The organism is Sphingopyxis sp. 2PD (genome assembly GCF_005503695.1).
In the GTDB taxonomy this organism is placed as follows: Bacteria; Pseudomonadota; Alphaproteobacteria; order Sphingomonadales; family Sphingomonadaceae; genus Sphingopyxis.
Window position 1 is genome coordinate 1 of the sequence record NZ_SCMU01000035.1, and the last position, 17728, is coordinate 17728.

Genomic DNA, 17728 nt, shown 5'->3' on the forward strand with positions numbered 1-17728 from the left:
GTCGTGGTGGTTCCGCCGCGGCCGCTGCCGCCGGGCAATGCGTCGGTGACCCAGATTCTCCCCGGTCGCGGCATCGACGGCAGGTTTGTGACGGCAAACAGCAATGTCACCGGCGACCGTGCCTTCTGGCAGCTCAAGATCGGGCTGAACGTCGCCGCCATCGGTTGCCGCGGCCTCGAGGAAACGACGCTAGTGTCGGCGTATAACAATATCATCAAGACGCATGGCAAGATCATCCGCTCGAGCGAAAAAAATGTGATCACGCAGCTCGGCAAAGAAACCAAGACTAACGGCACCGCCGCGCGCGATCGGCTCTCGACGCAGCTGTTCAACTATTTTGCCCAGCCCCCTGCGCAGCGGGCATTCTGCGCCCGCGCCAATGAAATCGCACAGCTGGTTTCGTCGACCCCCACCGCGCAGGTGATCGAACAGTCGCCCGCGCATCTGGTGCGGCTCGACCAGCCATTCCATGACTTTTACGAGGCTTATGCGCGTTACCAGTCGGACGTCGCGGCATGGGACGCGAAATATGCGCCGCCGCCGCCGATCATGAGCGCCCCGGCGCCGCTGACGCCCGTCGGCTCGACGACGACGATGACGCCGATCGGGACTTCCACGCCGCGACCTGCGTCGACCGGCACCAACTGACGCAGGCTTGGTAGGCGCCAAGAATAGTTTTGCCGCGTCGGCGCGCGGGGGTCATGGCGCTCGGCGCATCCATCTGTTAGCAGGAGGCGAATGACCAACGCCCCGCCTCCGCCTTCGTCCGCTGCCCAGTCGGCCCGCACCATCCTGACGCGGCTGCACGAGGTCATGGCATCGCGCGCGAACGCGCAGGGCAAGCTCAACCAGGTCGTCGGGATCATCGGCGAATGCCTCGATAGCGAGGTTTGCTCGATCTATCTGCTGCGCGACGGCGCGCTCGAACTTTACGCCACGCGCGGCCTGAAACAGGAAGCGGTGCACGTCACGCGGCTGGGGCTCGGCGAAGGGCTCGTCGGTACGATCGCCGAGCAGATCGAAACGCTGAACCTCGACGAAGCCGCGGCGCATCCCGACTTTTCCTATCGCCCCGAAACCGGCGAAGAATTGTTCCACAGCTTTGCCGGGGTGCCGATCATCCGCCGCGAACGCGCGGTCGGCGTCCTCTGCGTCCAGCACGCCGATCCCCGCCGCTACGCCGATATCGAGATCGAGACGTTGCAGACGGTGGCGATGGTGCTGTCCGAACTGATCACCAACGCCGACCTTGTTGACACCGCCGCGCGCATCGACGCCGCCGCCGCCGACCAGTCGGCGCAGCGGCTGAACGGCCAAAAGCTGGTCGATGGCATGGGTGCCGGGGTCGCGGTGTTTCATCAGCCGCGCATCACGATCGAACATACCGTCGCCGAAGATACCGAGGCCGAGCGGCACCGCGTCTATGCCGCGTTCGACAAGATGCGCGAACAGATCGACCGCATGGCGAGCCAGGCCGATTTCGGGGTCGGCGGCGAGCATGAAGAGGTCATCGAGACCTACAAGATGTTCGCTTATGACGAAGGCTGGTCGCGGCGCATCAACGAGGCGATCGACAGCGGCCTGACCGCCGAAGCCGCGATCGAGCGCGTCCAGCAACGCACCCGGATGCGGATGCGCCAGATCGACGACCCGCTGCTGCGCGACCGGATGCATGACCTGGAGGATCTGTCGAACCGGCTGATCCGCATCGTGTCGGGGCAGATGGGTACCGCCGCGCAAATGGGGCTGCGCCAGGATTCAATCCTGATCGCGCGCAACCTTGGCCCCGCCGAACTGCTCGAATATGACCGCCGCCGCCTGAAAGGCGTGGTGCTCGAAGAAGGCTCTTTGACCGCCCACGTCATCATCGTGGCGCGCGCGATGGGGGTGCCGGTGATCGGCCGCGTCAGCGACGTGCGCGCCTCGATCCGCGAAGGCGACTTGCTGCTGCTCGATGCCGCGGCGGGCGCGCTGCACGTCCGTCCGACACAGGCGGTCCAGGATGCCTTCGACGCCAAGCTGGTAATTTCACAGAAGCGCCGCGCCAACCTTGCCTCGCTGCGCGACCTGCCGGCCGTGACCAAGGACGGGGTCGCAATCGAATTGATGATAAACGCGGGGTTGCGCGAGGATGTCGCGGCGCTCGACCTGACCGGCGCGCGCGGTATCGGGCTGTTTCGCACCGAATTCCAGTTTCTGGTGTCGGCGACATTGCCTTCGCGCGACCGCCAGCAACGCCTCTACCGCGACGTGCTCGACGCCGCGGGCGACCGGCCGGTCATCTTTCGCACCGTCGATATCGGCGGCGACAAGGCGCTGCCCTACATGAATGTCGGCGACGGCGCGCTCGAGGAAAATCCGGCGATGGGCTGGCGCGCGCTGCGTCTGGCGCTCGAACGCGAAGGGCTGCTCAAGGTTCAGGCGCGGGCGCTCATGGAGGCGGCCGCCGGACGCACGCTCAACGTCATGTTCCCGATGGTGTCCGAACCCTGGGAATATGAAGCCGCGCGCAACCTGTTCGTCGGGCAGCGAGCCTGGCTGGCGCAGCATAACAAGAAACTTCCGGTCGCGATCCGTTATGGCGCCATGCTCGAAGTGCCAGGGCTGCTCGAGACGCTCGACCTGATGCTGCCGCACCTCGATTTCCTGTCGGTCGGGACGAACGACCTCACCCAGTTCCTGTTCGCCGCCGACCGCGCGCACCCGCGGCTCGCCGAGCGTTACGACTGGTTGTCGCCGATCGTCATGCGCTATCTGGCGCGCGTCGTCCGCACAGTGTCGGGATCAAAGGTCGCGCTCGGCGTGTGCGGCGAGATGGGCGGGCGGCCGCTCGAAGCCATGGCGCTGCTCGGCGTCGGTATCGAACGCCTGTCGATCACCCCCGCCGGGGTCGGCCCGGTCAAGGCGATGATCCGCTCGCTCGACCTCGCCGCGCTCCGCGCCGACATGCCGGCGATCCTGGCACAACCCTCATCCAACCCGCGCGGCCAGTACCAGGCATGGGCCGAGGCGCATCAGGTTGATCTGGGGGATTGACGCGTGAGGTAATTGCGTCACTGGCGATGTTTATGTTATGTTCTCCCCGTTAAGTCTGGGAGACGATAATGAGCGATTCGAGCCGCCGGGCCACCGGCCAATGCCATTGCGGTGCGATCCGTTATTCGATGACCACCACCGTCCAGCATCACGCGCTGTGCCATTGCAGCGATTGCCGCCGTCACGCGGGGGCCCCGATGGTCGGATGGGCGCTGGTCGGGCAGGACGAGATCGAGATCAGCGGGACGCCCAAAATCTATGCGTCGTCCGAACATGGCCGTCGCCATTTCTGCGGCGAATGCGGCACCGGGCTGTTTTATACCAGCGAAGCGATCTTCCCGGGGCAGATCGACGTCCAGACGGCGACGCTCGACGATCCCGGCCTGATCCCGGCGCAGGTGCAGATCCAGACCGCGGAACGCATAGGCTGGATGGAAAAGCTGGACAGCCTGCCCGCTTTCGAGCGTTATCCGCCTTTCGAATAAAGGTCAGTGCGGATCATCGGCGCAGCTGTGGCGGACTTGCTCGCCCGATCGCGTCACCCGCCGCTTCGTGTTCGGCGCTGTTCGTCCCACCAGGCGATGCGCTCCGCGATCCGCTTTTCGAACCCGCGATCGGTCGGCTGGTAATAGGTTTGCGCGCCCATGCCCTCGGGCCAGTAATCGGCGCCTGAAAAGCCGTCGGGAGCGTCATGGTCATAGGCATAGCCCGCGCCATAGCCGAGATCCTTCATCAGCTTGGTCGGGGCGTTGAGGATATTCGCGGGCGGCGCGAGCGACCCGGTATCGCGCGCCGACGCAAACGCCGCCTTTTGCGCCGCATAAGCAGCGTTCGATTTGGGCGCGGTGGCAAGATAGAGGCAGGCCTGCACGATCGCAAGTTCGCCCTCGGGCGAGCCGAGAAACTGAAAGGCATCCTTTGCGGCAAGGCATTGCACCAGCGCCTGCGGATCGGCGAGGCCGACGTCCTCGCTCGCGAAGCGCACCAGCCGCCGCAGCACATAGAGCGGCTCCTCGCCCGCCACCAGCATCCGCGCCAGATAGTATAGCGACGCCTGCGGATCAGAACCGCGTAGCGCCTTGTGCAGCGCCGAGATCAGATTGTAGTGGCCGTCGCGATCCTTGTCGTAAACCGGCATCCGGCGGTGCAAAAACTGCGCGAGCTCGGTCGGCCCGAGCGGCTCGGGAATCGCGGCGGCGAACAAAGTCTCGACCTGGTTGAGCAGGAAGCGTCCGTCGCCGTCGGCGCTCGCGACCAGCGCAGCCTTCGCCTCGTCGGTAACCGGCAGCGCCTGCCCAACGTCGGCCTCGGCGCGCGCAACCAGCAGGCCAAGCGCATCTTCACCCAGCCGGTTCAGCACCAGCACCTGCGCGCGCGACAGGAGCGCTGCGTTCAGCGCAAAGCTGGGGTTCTCGGTCGTCGCGCCGACGAGCACCACGGTGCCGCGCTCGACATAGGGCAGGAACCCGTCCTGCTGCGCGCGATTGAAGCGGTGAATCTCGTCGACGAACAGCAAGGTGCGTTTGCCCGCCGCGGCCATTTTTTCGGCATCGGCGAAGGCGGTCCGCAGGTCGGCAACCCCCGAAAAAACCGCCGACAGCGCCGCAAAGCGCATTCCCACCGCCTCGGCCAACAGCCGCGCGATCGTCGTCTTGCCGGTGCCCGGCGGCCCCCACAGGATGATCGACGACAATTGTCCGGCTGCGACCATGCGCCCGATCGTGCCTTCGGGTCCGGTCAGATGCTCCTGCCCTACGACGTCGCCCAGCGTGCGCGGGCGCAACCGCTCGGCGAGCGGCACCGGGCCGACCGCGCTCTCATCGCGCCGGGCCGGTGTCTCGCCGCCGAACAAATCTCCGGCCATCGGACGCTCAGCCTCCGCGCCGCTGTTTCTGGCGGATCAGCCGCAGATAGGTGTCGGCCACCGCGCGGTTGATCGCGTCCCATTGATAGGCGCCGCTTTCGCTCACCGCCGCCGCGCCATGGTCGGCGCGCAGCCGGGGATCGGCGCAATAGCGCTGGAGATGATCGGCAAAGCCGGTGATCGACCCTGGCGAGACGAGGTAGCCCGTCTGGCCATGCTTGACGATGCTGGCGCTGCCCGTGGCGCGCGCGGCGACGACGGGAAGCCCGCACGCCATTGCCTCGAGCGTCACATTACCAAAGGTTTCGGTGACCGACGGATTGAAAAAAATGTCGCACGACGCCAGCGCCTGCGCGAGATTCTCGCCGCCCTGAAAGCCGACGAAGCTGGCGTTCGGCAGTCGCGATTCGAACCATTCGCCCGCCGGTCCCTCGCCGATCACGACCACCTTGTGCGGCACCCCTCGCCGCGCCAGCACGTCGATGCTGTCGGCGAACACGTCGAGCCCTTTTTCCATCACCAGTCGGCCAAGGAAAGCAATCACCGGGACATCATCGTCGATGCCAAGCCCGCGGCGCCATTCCATGTCGCGGCGCATGGGATTGAACACATCCTGTTCGACCCCGCGGGTCCAGATGCCGATGTCGTAATTCATCCGCTGGTCGCGCAGCACCTGCGCAAAGCTTTCCGACGGTGCGATCAGCGCATCGCATTTGCGATACAGCTTGCGCAGCCAGGCGACGATCACCGGTTCGAGGAACGACAGATTATAGTAGCGGAAATAGGTTTCAAAGCGCGTGTGAACCGAACAGGCGACGGGCAGCTTGCGGCGGCGCGCCCACGCCGCGGCCTGCCGCGAAACGCGATCGGGGCTGGAGATATGAAGGATATTGGGTGCAAATTCGGCGATGTCCTGCCGGACGCGCGACGAAAAGGTCACCGGAATGCGATATTCGCTGCGCCCCGGAATCGCGAAGGACGGCACGCTGACCAGATCGCCGGTCGGCGCGAAATCGGGGTTGGCGACGGTCGGCGAATAGACGCGCACCGCCGCGCCCTGCGCAAGCAGATAGCCGACAAGGCGGTTCAGCGCCTTGTTCGCACCATCGACGGTCATATTGTAATTGCCGCTGAACAGCGCGATGCGAAGGTCGGAAACTTCCATCCGGCCTCGCCTAATCCTTTAGCCCGGCAAAGGCAATTCCGTCAGAACTCGTCGCCGCGTTCCAACGGCGCTTCCAGATCGACCTCGACCGGCGGGTGCAGCCGCAGGCGATGGACACGCCGCTCGTCGGCCTCGGTCACCTCGATGCGCCAGCCGCTCGGATGGGCGAGCATTTCTCCGACCTCGGGAACATGGCCGGCGAGCACCGCGGCGAGCCCGCCGAGCGTATCGACATCTTCCTCGATCTCGGCAAGCCGGGGGTCGATCGCTTCGCCGACGTCGTCGAGCTCGGCGCGCGCATCGGCGTCCCAGCAGCCGTCGTCGCCCGGGACGAACAGCGCGGTCGGTTCGTCGTCGTGCTCATCCTCGATCTCACCGACGATTTCCTCGACCAGATCCTCGATCGTGAGCAGGCCTTCGGTCCCCGAATATTCGTCGATGACGATCGCCAGATGGGTGCGTTTGGCGCGCATTTCGGCGAGCAGGTCGAGTACGCCCATCGATTGCGGAACATAGAGCGGCTGGCGGATCAGGTCGAGCAGCGGCGGCGGCGGGCGTCCCTCTGCAAGCACCGCGAACACGTCCTTGACGTGGATCATCCCGACGACCTCGTCCAGATTTTCGCGGTACACCGGCAGGCGGCTATGCCCCGCCTCGGCAAATTGCGCGACGATTTCGGCAAAGCTAGCGCTTTCGGGGATCGCGATGATGTCGGCGCGCGGCACCGCGACATCGTCGACCGTTTGTTCGCCAAAATGGAGCAGGTTGCGCAGCATCTTGCGCTCGATCGGCGACATATCGCCGACGATATTGCTGCCGCGCCGGTCGTGCCCCTCTTCCTCGGCCTCGTCGATGACCTCTTCGATCTGTTCGCGCAGCGACGGTTCCTTGTCGCCGCCGAACAGCAATGTCCGCAGCCCGGCCCACAGGCCGGATCTACTGTCCTCTTCCGATCGGCTGGAAGATCCCTGGTCGTCGGGCATATAGGTCGCGGTTCCTCTGTTAATCCTGATCCGCATATGGATTGGCGATGCCCAGCGATGCAAGCGCTTTCACTTCCAAGGCCTCCATTGCCCCGGCGCTCGCATCATCGCCATGATCATAGCCAAGCAGATGCAGGGTCCCGTGGACGATCAGATGCGTCGCATGATTGGCAATCGAAATCCCCTTTTCTTTGGCCTCGCGCGCGCAGGTTTCGCGCGCGAGCACGATGTCGCCGAGCAGGATTTCGCCGTCGTCGCTGTTCGCCAAACCTTCGAGCAGGTCGGCCTGGACCTGCGGAAAGGACAGCACGTTGGTCGGCTTGTCCTTACCGCGAAAATCGCGGTTCAGCGTCTGGACTTCGGCATCGTCGGAAAGCCGCACAGCGAACTCGACCAGCGGGGCCGCATTGGCCAGCGCTGCGTACCGCGTCAGCGCAAGCGCCGCCGCCACCGCTTCCGCGGCGCGCGTTTCCCAATCGAGCGGATCGGGCCAGGGCGTCGCCTCATGGGTCTCGACGACTAGCACGACCCGATCCTGTCGGCTCGCGGCATTCGGTAACACCGCCCCGCGTGCGACCCCACGGTTGCGGGCAGGAATGGCCCCGCAGTTTCGACAATCGGCATCATCGCGGTCGGCTACCCGGTTACGATGGGCAGGAACAGCGTTTTTTGAGCGATCAGGGCTTCGGCTGCGGCGCACATTGGCTTTGGTCGCCCGCGCGGCACGCGGCGGCGGCGGCCTCCCATTTCGTATAGGCCTCCCTCGCCTTGCGCTCATTTTCGGCGATCAGCGCCTCGCGGTCGGCCAACGCCTTGCGATAGGCAGCCTCTTTCGCCGCCTGCTCGTCGGCAATCCGCTTTTTCTGCGCTTCATATTCGGCGATTTCGCGCTTCGCGGTTTCCGCCTGCTGCGCATTGAGCGCGCTGGTCGCGGCCTGCTCTTCGGCTGATTGCGCCTTTGGTGCTGCCGCTGCTGCGGCGTCGGGCTTTGCGACCGTCGCGGTCGCCGCGACGTCACGCGTGTAGAACAAGCTGGACCCGCTTTCGGTCATGCGCTTTTTCACCGGGTCGATCGTCAGCGTGCAGGCGCGTTCGCGGCGGACGACAGCGCCGCTCGCCGTGCGGTCGTAGGTCGCGCAGGTCGCCTTGAGCTTGCAGCTCCGGTCGCCGCCCTCGCGATAGATGCCCGTGAATTTGGTCTGCCCCTTGGGCCACCAGCCCTCGGGATGGTTGAACAGCAGCGCGTTGCCGCCGGGACCGTTCTTGAAGACATGAACTCCGACGATCGGCACGTTCGCGCCGTCGCTGCGCCGCCAGTCGCCCTCGACATCCTCGCGGCTGCACATCGCCTCGACCGCCATCGGCGCCGACCGCGTCCAGCCGCGATCGGAGATGAACATCTGCGACCCGCCCTCGACCTTCAACGTATTTTTCGCGGGGTCGATCACCAGCTTGCACGCGTTCGCCGACGACAGGTTCGACCCGCATTGCGCGTCAAAGGTGCAGCTGTCGCCAACCTGCCGGATCCGCGAGGCAACGACCGTGCCGTCGCCGTAAGGCGCCGACGCAAAACCGCGCGTAGATCCGACCGGCGCGCTAGCGCCGCGCTCGGTTGCGAACATGATCTGCACCTGCGGTTTCTGTGCGCCCTCGCCCTTGCGTTGCCACGCGCCGAGATAGGCGTCGGCCTTGCAAGCCTGCGGCGCGGCGCCCTTCAATATCACCTTGCCCTTGCTGAGTTGATTCGCTTCGCCGCACGTGTCGAGCGTTACCGCGCTGACCGAATAACCCTTCTGTTCGGCAAAAGCCTTCACGACGTCGGGAAGCTCGGTGCATTTTATGTTCGTCAGCGCCACATGGCCTTCCCATGTCACCACGGGAAGCCGCCCCGAGACATTGGCTTCGGCACGAACGTAGATGCGGCCTGCGGAAATTTGCGCGTTGTGAACCGTGGCCGCGACACTCTTGCCCTGCGGGGTGGTCACCTCGCCCGCGCCGTCCGCCAGAATCCGTTCAATGCGCACCCGCGAGCCCGCGACCAGCTCCGCATATCCGGACTGAGTAAACCACCCAGGCTGACTTTCGTTACACGCGTCGCCATCAATCGACTTCAATCGGTAACCATGCCGACGCGCCAGTCCCTGCAATATCCGATATCCATAGTCACAGCCCGTGGCAGGGCCGGCTCTTAAGAAGAATCCGTAATTGACCGTTTTCTCGCCGATAATCGAGGAATCTCGCGGAGCCCAAAACGAAACGAGACCTGTTTGCCCGACCTGTCCAAACTTGACTTCGAATGTCGCACCATCGACCGGGCGATTGTCAAAGGAAATGGAGCGGGGCTTCTCAGAAAAAACCGCATTCGGCAATGTTGCCGGATCGATTTCGCTTTCGCCGCCCTGCGCGAGCGCGATCACCGCCGCCGCCGCGAGCGCCAATGCAAGGCCTATCCGTCCGATCATCGCCGCCCCCCGACCAGTCCGTTTTCGCGCGCGATCCTAACGCGGCGAATGGCGCGCGCAACAGGCAAGCCGAAACCCCAAATCTTTTCGGGGCCGGATCGCAGCCGGGCAACCCGCCGCGGCGAACACCGATCCGATCTTCTTGAGCAAGACTGCCCCCTATTCCGCGGTGCCGGTCACTTCGACCCCGGCGCGCGAATATTCGCGGCGATAGCCGGAATCGCCGCCGACAGTCACCGTCAGTTTGCGCGCGACCGGATCGGCGCGCGCGGAACAGACGCTCGCGGCCTGCGCGCCGCACCGTCCGACCGCGATGCAATTGTCCCTGACGCTAACCAGCGCGACCATGACGGGGCGCCCCGCGTCGCCGTGCTCGCCCGCCCGCCAGCGCAGGGCCGTTCCGCCATCGTCCCCTTCGATGTCCGAAATGTTGAGCAGTTCCCCGCTCTCGTCGGACCAGTAACCTTCGATATCGGCGAGGCTGCAACGCTGCGTGGCGCCCGATGCGGGTGCGGTTTCCTGCGCGAGACCGTGCGTCGGCGACAGCGCGACGAGCAACGGAAAGAACCCCAGAACAAGCCGCATTAGCCGCCTCCCGCTATAACGATGACAATCCTACACCATGGGAGGTCCCCACGGCACAACCGCTCAATGCATATGCCGAAGTTTTTCGGGGTTGCGCATCACATAGATGCCGGTGACCTTGCCGTCCTCGATCTCGAGCGCGGTGGTCTGGAGCTCACCGTCGGCTTCGCGCGTGACAAAGCCCGGCAGGCCGTTGATCGTGCCGGTGTGGACCAGCGTCGAGCCATATTTGCGCAGCAGCACCGCGACGCTGCGGTGCACCTTCATCACCAGCGCCTTGCCGAGGATCGGGATCGCGGCGGCGGGGCGCTTGCCGCCGCCGTCGGCCCACATGCCGACATCGGCGGCAAGCATCGCTCCGAGTGCCGCCATATCACCGCTGCGCGACGCTTCGAAAAAGGCGTTGGCGATTTCCAGCCCGCGCTGCTTCTCCAGCTTGTAGCGCGGGCGCGCGTCGCGGACGTGCGCTCGGGCGCGCGCCGCCAACTGGCGCGCCGCGCCGGGATCGCGGTCGATCGTTTTCGCGACCTCGTCAAAGCCCACCCCGAAAACATCGTGGAGGAGGAAGGCGGCGCGCTCGAGGGGGGAGAGCCGTTCGAGCGCGAGCATCAGCGGAAGCGTGACATCGTCTTCCTCCTCCTCCTCCTCGACCAGCGGATCGGGCAGCCACGGACCGATATAGGTCTCGCGCCGGCTACGCGCCGATTTGAGCTGGTCGAGGCAGAGCCGCGTCACAGTGCGGCGGAGGAACGCCGCGGGCTCGCGCACGACGCTGCGATCGGTACCGAGCCAGCGGAGGAAAGCATCCTGCACCACATCTTCGGCATCGGCGACCGAACCGAGCATACGGTACGCGACGCGGATGAGCAGCGGACGCAGCGGGTCGAAACTGACCGCCGCGTCCGCTGCATCCTGCGAGCCCTGCACGGTCATCAGGCCGCCTTGGTCGCCGGCATGTCGTACCAAAGGTCGAAACCCACCGCGAGGCGGTTCCAGCCATTGATGACGTTGATCATCAGGGTAAGGTTCACCTGTTCCTCCGGCGTGAAATGCGCTTCGATTCCTTCTTTCGCGGCCTGCTGTGTGTGACCGGCGGACAGGCGGGTCAAGGCGTCGGTCCACGCCAGCGCGGCGCGTTCGCGGGGCGTATAGACCGGCGCCTCCTGCCACGCGGCGAGCAGGTGGAGCCGTTGCTCGGTCTCGCCCGCGGCGCGTGCCTCGATGCTGTGCATGTTGATGCAATTGGCGCAGCCGTTGACGATCGACGCGCGGAGCTTGACCAGCTCGATCAGGCTTTTTTCAAGGCTGTCCTGTGCCGCGAGCGACAGGCCCATCCACTGTTTCATCAGCTGCGGGGCGGCGGCGAAGGGATCGGTTACGACGGTCATGGCGTGTCTCCTTTGGTTGCGATGTACCGGCTTGACGCGGCACGACCGGCGGCTGTGACATGACAGACGAAAATATTTCGTGCGGAGGCAAAAATCCGATAGCCTGCCCGCCTCGACAATGAGGAGGAGGGGTCCAATCATGAAGTTTCTCGATGGTTTCGGCGAACAGGCCTATGCGCTGCTGCGCATCATCGCGGGTCTGTTGTTCATGGCGCATGGGGTGCAGAAATTCTTCAACTTCCCAGCTGATTTCCCCTATCCGCTCAATCCGATGCTGTACGCTGCCGGCGCGATCGAACTGATCGCGGGGGCGCTGATCGCCATCGGCCTGTTCACCCGCCCCGCGGCTTTCATCGCCAGCGGCATGTCGGCGGTCGGCTATTGGGTCGCGCACGGGCTGCAAAGCCCCTTCCCGATCGCCAATGGCGGCGAAACGATCGCGCTCTATTGCTTCATATTCCTGTTCATCGCGACGCGCGGGGCGGGAATCTGGAGCGTCGAGGGGATGAAGAAGTAGCCAATGTGAGCGGGGTTGGTGGCGGCGTTCGGTCGAAGAAGACGTCGCCGATCCTCCCCCAACGGGGGAGGGGGACCACCCGAAGGGTGGTGGAGCGGCACGCGAGGTTTACGCGGCGCTCAACCGGATGCGCTGCACTTTTTAGACGTGCGAGCCGTGGAGCACGACTTCGGCGGCAAGGCAAACCGACGGTGCCCCTCCACCAGCTTCGCTGGTCCCCCTTCCCGTTCCGGGGAGGATCGCCAACGTCCGCTCCCCTCGCCTAACGGGCCACCCTAGCTTCCCGGCCCCTCATAAGCCTCGACGATCCGCCCGACGATCGGGTGGCGGACGACGTCAGCGCTCGTGAAGCGGCTGATGTTGATCCCTTCGAGCCCCTCGAGCCGCGCGACCGCGTCGGCGAGGCCCGAGGTCGCGGGGATCGGCAGGTCGACCTGTTTGGGGTCGCCGCAAATCACCATCCGGCTGTTCATGCCGAAGCGGGTCAGGAACATTTTCATCTGCGGGATCGTGGTGTTCTGTGCCTCGTCGAGGATGATGAAGGCGTCGGCCAACGTCCGTCCGCGCATGAACGCCAGCGGCGCGATCTCGATTTCGCCCGACGCGATACGGCGCTCGACCTGTTCGGCGGGCAGGCAGTCGTGGAGCGCGTCGTAGAGCGGCCGCAGGTACGGATCGACCTTTTCCTTCATGTCGCCGGGCAGGAAGCCGAGCTTCTCCCCCGCCTCGACCGCGGGCCGCGACAAGATCAGGCGCTGGACGCTGCCAGTGATCAGCTGCGCCACCGCCTGCGCCACCGCAAGATAGGTCTTGCCCGTGCCCGCCGGGCCGAGCGCGAAAATCACGTCGTCGCGCGCCAGCGCCTTCATATAGGGCACCTGCGACGGCGCACGCGGGACGATCGTCTTTTTGCGCGTGCGGATCATCACCGTCGGCGCTTCGTCCTTGTCGTGACGGATGATGCCGTCGAGCGTCGGCTGCGCCGACATCGCGATCACCCCATCGACCATGCCGGCATCGACCTCCTGCCCCTTTTCGATGCGGTCATACAGGTCGGTGAGGACGTCGCGTGCGCGCGCCGCCGCTTCGGCCTCGCCCTCGATCTGGACCCGGTTGCCACGCGCCGAGATATAGACGCCGAGGCGGTTTTCGATGCTGACCAGATTGCGGTCGAACTCGCCGAAGAGAATGCCCAACAGCTGCGTTCGCTCGAACTCCGCGGTCAATCGGACGCGGTCGCCGGGTTCGGCGGGGGTCGAGGCAGTCAGCGGGCGTTTGGACATATGGGCAAGTCACCTATGCTAAGAATGATCCTGTGTACTCGCGCGAAGGCGGGAGTCCATCACCGATAGTTTCGGAATTCGACGGAAGCCGATGGAGTGTGTCTTCGGGGAGACAGCTTCCGCAAGCTGCACTAGACGACCGCTTCCACAAGGGCTTCGGCCGCCACGCTGTTGGCGCCCGCCGACACGATCCGCACATCGATCATATCGCCGATCGCAAGGCCCGGTGCGGTGACATGCGCCGACTGGAGCCACGGCGTCTTGCCGATCAGCTGGCCATCGAGCTTGCCCTTGCGCTCGAGGAGCAGGCGCGTCGTGCGCCCGACGGTCGCCTCGTTGAACGCCTGCTGCTGTTCGTTGAGCAGCGCCTGCAACCGCTGGAGGCGATCGTTCATCACCTCTTCGGCGATCTGGTCCGCCATCGTCGCCGCCGGAGTCCCGGGACGCCGCGAATATTTGAAGCTGTACGCCATCGCGTAACGCGTCTCGTGAATGAGATCGAGCGTCGCCTGGAAATCTTCCTCGCTCTCGCCGGGGAAGCCGACGATGAAATCCCCCGAAATCGCGATGTCGGGGCGCGCCGCGCGGACACGTTCGATGACGCGCAAATAACTTTCGCTGCTATGGCTGCGGTTCATCGCGGCGAGGATACGGTCGCTGCCCGCCTGCACCGGCAGGTGGAGAAAGGGCATCAGCTTGTCGACCTCGCCATGCGCGGCGATCAGCCCGTCGGTCATGTCATTGGGGTGGCTGGTCGTGTAGCGGATGCGTTCCAGCCCATCCTCGCGCGCCAGCTCGCGGATCAGGCCGTCGAGGCCGATCGCCCTGCCCCGGTCGTCCTCGCCGTCCCACGCATTGACGTTCTGGCCGAGCAGCGTGATTTCGCGCGCGCCGCCCGCGACCAGCGCGCGGGCTTCGGCGATCAGGTCGGCGAAAGGCCGACTGATTTCGGCGCCGCGGGTGTAGGGTACGACGCAATAGGTGCAGAATTTGTCGCAGCCTTCCTGCACCGTCAGAAAGGCGGTCGGGCGCTGCCCCCCGGCGCGCTGGGGCAGCGCGCCGAACTTGCTCATCGCCGGCATGTCGAGATCGACCGCCTTCTCGCCGCGCGTGGCGCGGGCGATCAGATCGGGCAGGCGGTGATAGGCTTGCGGGCCGACGACGACATCAACGCTCGGGGCGCGGCGCGCGATCTCGGCGCCTTCGGCCTGCGCGACGCAGCCCGCGACGGCAATCGTCGGCGTACTGCCATCGGCGCGCTTCAACCGGCCAATGTCCGAATAGACTTTCTCTGCCGCCTTTTCGCGGATGTGGCAGGTGTTGAGCACGACCAGGTCGGCGTCGGCGCCTTCGGCGGCGGCGACATAGCCTTCGGCGCCCAGCATCTCGGCCATGCGCTCGCCGTCATAGACGTTCATCTGGCAACCGAAGGATTTGACGTGAAAGGTCTTGGCGGTGGTGGGGGAGTCGGATTTCATCGGCGCGCTATAGGCGATGCCGCGGCGCGGCGGAAGTCGCCGCGATCCGGGCCGCTATCGCCGCGCGCGCCGCCTCGTTGATCGCCTTGCGGTCGCGCTCGGCCTCGTCGGGCAACGGGTCGAGATAATGGATCGTCAGCGGGATCGGCCGCTTGCGCGCCAGCAGCCGCTTGAAATTGTCGAGCCCCGATTCGGGGTCGAGCCAGGCGACGTCGTTTGCCTGCGAACCATAATCGAGGAACACCGGCTGGACCTGCAAATTGGGCGGCGTCGGGATGATCGCCTGAAACAGCGAGGCGCGGAAGGGCAGTAGCCCGTCGCCGGGTCCGGTCGTCCCCTCGGGAAACAGCGTCACCGGGCGTCCGCGCGCGAGGGCGTCGCGCAGGCTGTTCGCCTGGCTGTGAATGTCGCGTTTCGCTTCGCGCTGGACATAGATGGTGCTGTTCTGGTCGGCGAGCCAGCCGACGAGCGGGGTCGTTTTCACCTCGGCTTTCGACACGAAGGCCGAACGCGCGGCGCCGCCGAGCGCCAATATGTCGAGCCAGCTGACATGGTTGGATACGAACAGAACGTCGCGGCGAAGCCGGGTGCCGGTCGTCCGGATGCGCAGCCCGGCGATCCAGCCGACCGCATTGAGGAACGCCATGATCATCGGCGAAGGCCGACCCACGGCGCGATAGAGCAGGTGCGGGACGATCAGGAACAGCAGCGCCAGCACCATCAGGGTCAGGCGGGCGACGGTTCGCCAGGTGATCGCAGCGCGATCAGTCGCGCTTGCGATCGATGGCGACACCATAAAGCTCCATGCGATGGTCGACGAGGCGGAAGCCCAACCGTTCGGCGATGACCTTTTGCAAGGCTTCGAGTTCGGGATCGACGAATTCGATGACCTTGCCCGTTTCGACATCGATCAGGTGATCGTGATGCGCTTCGGGCGCGGCTTCGTAGCGCGAACGGCCATCGCCAAAATCATGGCGGTCGAGAATCCCCGCCTCTTCGAACAGACGCACGGTGCGATAGACGGTGGCGATCGAGATGCCGCTGTCGATCTTCGACGCGCGCTCGTACAGCGTTTCGACGTCGGGATGATCTTCGGAATCCGAGATGACGCGCGCGATGATGCGGCGCTGCTCGGTAATGCGCAGCCCCTTTTCGTGGCACAGGGCTTCAAGGTCGATGGTACCGGACATGCTGGCCTTTCCTGCAAGATGCAGCCGCGTCTTTTGTGTTCAGACTGTATAGGGGCGACCCCGCGATAGGACAAGGGCGGCACCCCGCGGCACCGCCCCTCTCCTCGCGATCAGTCGATGATCAAAAAAGGTCAGGCTTTGACCTTGCGCTTGCGTCCGCCGCCGCGGCCCTTGGTGCCAAGGCCGATTTCCTTCGCCAGCGCGCGGCGCCGTTCGGCATAGTTCGGCGCGACCATCGGATAGTCGGCGGGCAGTCCCCATTTCGTACGATAATCGTCCGGGGTCATGCCATAATGCGTCATCAGGTGGCGGCGCAGCATCTTCAGTTTCTTGCCATCTTCCAGGCAAATGATGAAGTCGGGCTTTACCGAAGCGCGGACCGATACGGCGGGGACCAGCTTTTCCTCGACGACCGGCGTCGAGCCAAGACCGGTCAACGCGGCGTGGACATTATTGATCAGCAAAGAAAGATCGGAAATCGCGACGCTGTTGTTGCTGACATGCGCGGCGACGATGTCGGCTGTCAGTGTAACGAGCATTTCGCTGGCATCATTTTGGTCGGACATGAGACTATTCCTTATTGTTTTGACCCAGAAGCTGGACAGCGAACATTGGAATTCCTGTTGCGCCAATTACAATGTTGCCACTTTGCGCACGATCGCGCAACAACCGATCAGTTGCTACCGGTTACCGGCGATGTTCGCCGCATCGTAATCGCATCGCGCATCTTGCCGTCTTGACCGCGATAATAAGCGGCCCGCCGACCGACTTCCGAAAATCCGCTGCGCGAATATAAATGCACCGCGTCATTATCGGCGCGCATTTCCAGAAAATAGTCATCGGCGCCTTGCGCCGCGGCCCAGGCCTGCCAGTCCTGCATCAACAATCTGCCGATCCCGCGACCTCGCGAGGCCGGGTCCACCGCGAGCAGCAGCAGCTCGCTTTCGGGTCCGGCGATCCGCGCCGCCGAAAAGCCGCAGGGCTGGTCACCATCCCACGCAAGGCAAACGCGCGCCGACGGCAAGGCAAACAAGGTGAGCAACTGCGCGCCGCTCCACGCTTCGCCATAGGCCGGCTCGAAAGCGGCATCCATCACGCGCATCACCGCGGCCAGATCCGCCACGCGGGCGGTGGCGAGGCGCACTTCCCCGGTCATGCTGTCGCCATCGGCTTGGCGTCGGGCGCGCGGCCATAGATCGGGCTGGGCTGATCGAGCAGCGCCGCGCGTGGCAGGTGCACGAAAGCGCGCGCATCGGGCAGCGTCGCGAGCGCGCGGCCACCGCCCCGAAGCGCGACAAATTGTTCGGCGCGGTTGCCCACGATCAGTTCGTCGGCGAGCGCCGCGGCGGCGCCCGGCAGCAGCGAGCGAAGATCGGCGCGCGGCGACAGATCGGCGGCAAACGGCTGGACGAACCATTGCCCGTGCCCCCCCTCCATCACGACGAGTGCACCATCCGCTGCGGTAATCGCGTCAGCCGCGCCCGCGGCGACCAGCGCCAGCGTCGAAAAGCCTTGCACCGGAACCTGCCAGCCCAGGGCCAGTCCGCGCGCCGCGGCCACGCCGATGCGCACCCCGGCAAAGCTGCCCGGCCCACAGCCGACGGCGATCGTGTCGGCCTTGCCGCCATCGATGAGCTCGGCGATCAGGGGTACCAGCCGCTCGGCATGGCCGCGGCCGATCACGGCGTGGCGAAAATCGACAATATCGGCGCCCTCGATCAGCGCCACCGAACAGGCCTCGCTAGCCGAATCGATCACCAACTGGCGCATATGGCCC

General features: G+C 65.2%; 19 protein-coding genes. 4 read left to right on the forward strand and 15 right to left on the reverse strand.

Features of this window, described 5'->3' with window-relative positions:
- From FFS18_RS15765 to FFS18_RS15775, 3 genes are all read left to right on the forward strand, one after another.
- The coding region (locus FFS18_RS15765; RefSeq protein ID WP_249340434.1) for a hypothetical protein at positions 1–648 on the forward strand (648 nt) is incomplete at its 5' end.
- Between the two features lie 90 nt (positions 649–738).
- Positions 739–3036, forward strand: a complete 2298-nt coding sequence (gene ptsP, locus FFS18_RS15770; RefSeq protein WP_137871577.1) for a phosphoenolpyruvate--protein phosphotransferase — start codon at positions 739–741, stop codon at positions 3034–3036.
- Positions 3037–3104: 68 nt separating this feature from the next.
- Positions 3105–3521 (forward strand): GFA family protein, encoded by a 417-nt coding sequence (locus tag FFS18_RS15775; RefSeq protein ID WP_137871578.1) that lies wholly within the window; start codon positions 3105–3107, stop codon positions 3519–3521.
- Positions 3522–3574: 53 nt separating this feature from the next.
- Here FFS18_RS15775 and FFS18_RS15780 read toward each other — a convergent pair whose 3' ends face one another.
- The 8 genes from FFS18_RS15780 to FFS18_RS15815 all read right to left on the reverse strand — a co-directional run bounded on the left by FFS18_RS15780 (position 3575) and on the right by FFS18_RS15815 (position 11483).
- On the reverse strand, positions 3575–4900 hold the full coding sequence (locus tag FFS18_RS15780) for a replication-associated recombination protein A (protein ID WP_137871579.1): 1326 nt from the start codon (positions 4898–4900) through the stop codon (positions 3575–3577).
- Positions 4901–4907: 7 nt separating this feature from the next.
- Entirely contained in the window at positions 4908–6065 is a 1158-nt protein-coding gene (locus FFS18_RS15785) for a glycosyltransferase family 4 protein (RefSeq protein WP_137871580.1), read from the reverse strand.
- Positions 6066–6106: 41 nt separating this feature from the next.
- Positions 6107–7048 (reverse strand): hemolysin family protein, encoded by a 942-nt coding sequence (locus FFS18_RS15790; RefSeq protein ID WP_137871581.1) that lies wholly within the window; start codon positions 7046–7048, stop codon positions 6107–6109.
- 19 nt (positions 7049–7067) lie between these two features.
- Positions 7068–7574: an rRNA maturation RNase YbeY gene (gene ybeY / locus FFS18_RS15795; protein WP_137871582.1), complete on the reverse strand. Its 507-nt coding sequence runs from the start codon at positions 7572–7574 to the stop codon at positions 7068–7070.
- Between the two features lie 151 nt (positions 7575–7725).
- On the reverse strand, positions 7726–9072 hold the full coding sequence (locus tag FFS18_RS15800; RefSeq protein WP_137871583.1) for a cell envelope integrity TolA family protein: 1347 nt from the start codon (positions 9070–9072) through the stop codon (positions 7726–7728).
- A 597-nt stretch (positions 9073–9669) separates the two neighbouring features.
- Positions 9670–10095 carry a hypothetical protein gene (locus FFS18_RS15805; RefSeq protein ID WP_137871584.1) on the reverse strand — a complete coding sequence of 142 codons (426 nt, stop codon included), beginning with the start codon at positions 10093–10095 and terminating at the stop codon, positions 9670–9672.
- 63 nt (positions 10096–10158) lie between these two features.
- The gene (locus tag FFS18_RS15810) at positions 10159–11028 is read right to left on the reverse strand and encodes a sigma-70 family RNA polymerase sigma factor (protein WP_137871585.1); all 870 of its coding nucleotides are present in this window, start codon (positions 11026–11028) and stop codon (positions 10159–10161) included.
- Complete coding sequence (locus tag FFS18_RS15815; protein WP_137871586.1) at positions 11028–11483, reverse strand: carboxymuconolactone decarboxylase family protein; 456 nt, start codon at positions 11481–11483, stop codon at positions 11028–11030. Before FFS18_RS15815 ends, FFS18_RS15810 begins: the two co-directional genes overlap by 1 nt.
- Before the next feature lie 139 nt (positions 11484–11622).
- Here FFS18_RS15815 and FFS18_RS15820 point away from each other — a divergent pair, with 139 nt between their 5' ends.
- The gene (locus tag FFS18_RS15820; RefSeq protein ID WP_137871587.1) at positions 11623–12000 is read left to right on the forward strand and encodes a DoxX family protein; all 378 of its coding nucleotides are present in this window, start codon (positions 11623–11625) and stop codon (positions 11998–12000) included.
- Positions 12001–12275: 275 nt separating this feature from the next.
- Here FFS18_RS15820 and FFS18_RS15825 read toward each other — a convergent pair whose 3' ends face one another.
- The 7 genes from FFS18_RS15825 to tsaB all read right to left on the reverse strand — a co-directional run bounded on the left by FFS18_RS15825 (position 12276) and on the right by tsaB (position 17721).
- Positions 12276–13283: a PhoH family protein gene (locus FFS18_RS15825; protein WP_120216987.1), complete on the reverse strand. Its 1008-nt coding sequence runs from the start codon at positions 13281–13283 to the stop codon at positions 12276–12278.
- Positions 13284–13414: 131 nt separating this feature from the next.
- Complete coding sequence (gene miaB / locus FFS18_RS15830; protein WP_137871588.1) at positions 13415–14761, reverse strand: tRNA (N6-isopentenyl adenosine(37)-C2)-methylthiotransferase MiaB; 1347 nt, start codon at positions 14759–14761, stop codon at positions 13415–13417.
- 7 nt (positions 14762–14768) lie between these two features.
- Complete coding sequence (locus FFS18_RS15835; protein WP_137871589.1) at positions 14769–15554, reverse strand: lysophospholipid acyltransferase family protein; 786 nt, start codon at positions 15552–15554, stop codon at positions 14769–14771.
- On the reverse strand, positions 15526–15951 hold the full coding sequence (locus FFS18_RS15840) for a Fur family transcriptional regulator (protein WP_120216989.1): 426 nt from the start codon (positions 15949–15951) through the stop codon (positions 15526–15528). The genes FFS18_RS15835 and FFS18_RS15840 overlap by 29 nt, the downstream gene beginning before the upstream one ends.
- A gap of 131 nt (positions 15952–16082) precedes the next feature.
- Positions 16083–16517 (reverse strand): Ros/MucR family transcriptional regulator, encoded by a 435-nt coding sequence (locus FFS18_RS15845; protein WP_120216990.1) that lies wholly within the window; start codon positions 16515–16517, stop codon positions 16083–16085.
- Positions 16518–16624: 107 nt separating this feature from the next.
- Complete coding sequence (locus FFS18_RS15850; RefSeq protein ID WP_137871590.1) at positions 16625–17107, reverse strand: GNAT family N-acetyltransferase; 483 nt, start codon at positions 17105–17107, stop codon at positions 16625–16627.
- Complete coding sequence (gene tsaB / locus FFS18_RS15855; RefSeq protein ID WP_137871591.1) at positions 17104–17721, reverse strand: tRNA (adenosine(37)-N6)-threonylcarbamoyltransferase complex dimerization subunit type 1 TsaB; 618 nt, start codon at positions 17719–17721, stop codon at positions 17104–17106. The genes FFS18_RS15850 and tsaB overlap by 4 nt, the downstream gene beginning before the upstream one ends.
- Between the last annotated feature and the right edge of the window lie 7 nt (positions 17722–17728).

Excerpts from the sequence above, each read along its gene's own strand:
- ptsP (WP_137871577.1), top strand. The coding sequence starts at position 739 with ATGACCAACGCCCCGCCTCCGCCTTCGTCCGCTGCCCAGTCGGCCCGC.
- FFS18_RS15775 (WP_137871578.1), top strand. The coding sequence starts at position 3,105 with ATGAGCGATTCGAGCCGCCGGGCCACCGGCCAATGCCATTGCGGTGCG.
- FFS18_RS15780 (WP_137871579.1), bottom strand. The coding sequence starts at position 4,900 with ATGGCCGGAGATTTGTTCGGCGGCGAGACACCGGCCCGGCGCGATGAG.
- FFS18_RS15785 (WP_137871580.1), bottom strand. The coding sequence starts at position 6,065 with ATGGAAGTTTCCGACCTTCGCATCGCGCTGTTCAGCGGCAATTACAAT.
- FFS18_RS15790 (WP_137871581.1), bottom strand. The coding sequence starts at position 7,048 with ATGCCCGACGACCAGGGATCTTCCAGCCGATCGGAAGAGGACAGTAGA.
- FFS18_RS15805 (WP_137871584.1), bottom strand. The coding sequence starts at position 10,095 with ATGCGGCTTGTTCTGGGGTTCTTTCCGTTGCTCGTCGCGCTGTCGCCG.
- FFS18_RS15810 (WP_137871585.1), bottom strand. The coding sequence starts at position 11,028 with ATGACCGTGCAGGGCTCGCAGGATGCAGCGGACGCGGCGGTCAGTTTC.
- FFS18_RS15815 (WP_137871586.1), bottom strand. The coding sequence starts at position 11,483 with ATGACCGTCGTAACCGATCCCTTCGCCGCCGCCCCGCAGCTGATGAAA.
- FFS18_RS15820 (WP_137871587.1), top strand. The coding sequence starts at position 11,623 with ATGAAGTTTCTCGATGGTTTCGGCGAACAGGCCTATGCGCTGCTGCGC.
- FFS18_RS15825 (WP_120216987.1), bottom strand. The coding sequence starts at position 13,283 with ATGTCCAAACGCCCGCTGACTGCCTCGACCCCCGCCGAACCCGGCGAC.
- miaB (WP_137871588.1), bottom strand. The coding sequence starts at position 14,761 with ATGAAATCCGACTCCCCCACCACCGCCAAGACCTTTCACGTCAAATCC.
- FFS18_RS15840 (WP_120216989.1), bottom strand. The coding sequence starts at position 15,951 with ATGTCCGGTACCATCGACCTTGAAGCCCTGTGCCACGAAAAGGGGCTG.
- FFS18_RS15845 (WP_120216990.1), bottom strand. The coding sequence starts at position 16,517 with ATGTCCGACCAAAATGATGCCAGCGAAATGCTCGTTACACTGACAGCC.
- FFS18_RS15850 (WP_137871590.1), bottom strand. The coding sequence starts at position 17,107 with ATGACCGGGGAAGTGCGCCTCGCCACCGCCCGCGTGGCGGATCTGGCC.
- tsaB (WP_137871591.1), bottom strand. The coding sequence starts at position 17,721 with ATGCGCCAGTTGGTGATCGATTCGGCTAGCGAGGCCTGTTCGGTGGCG.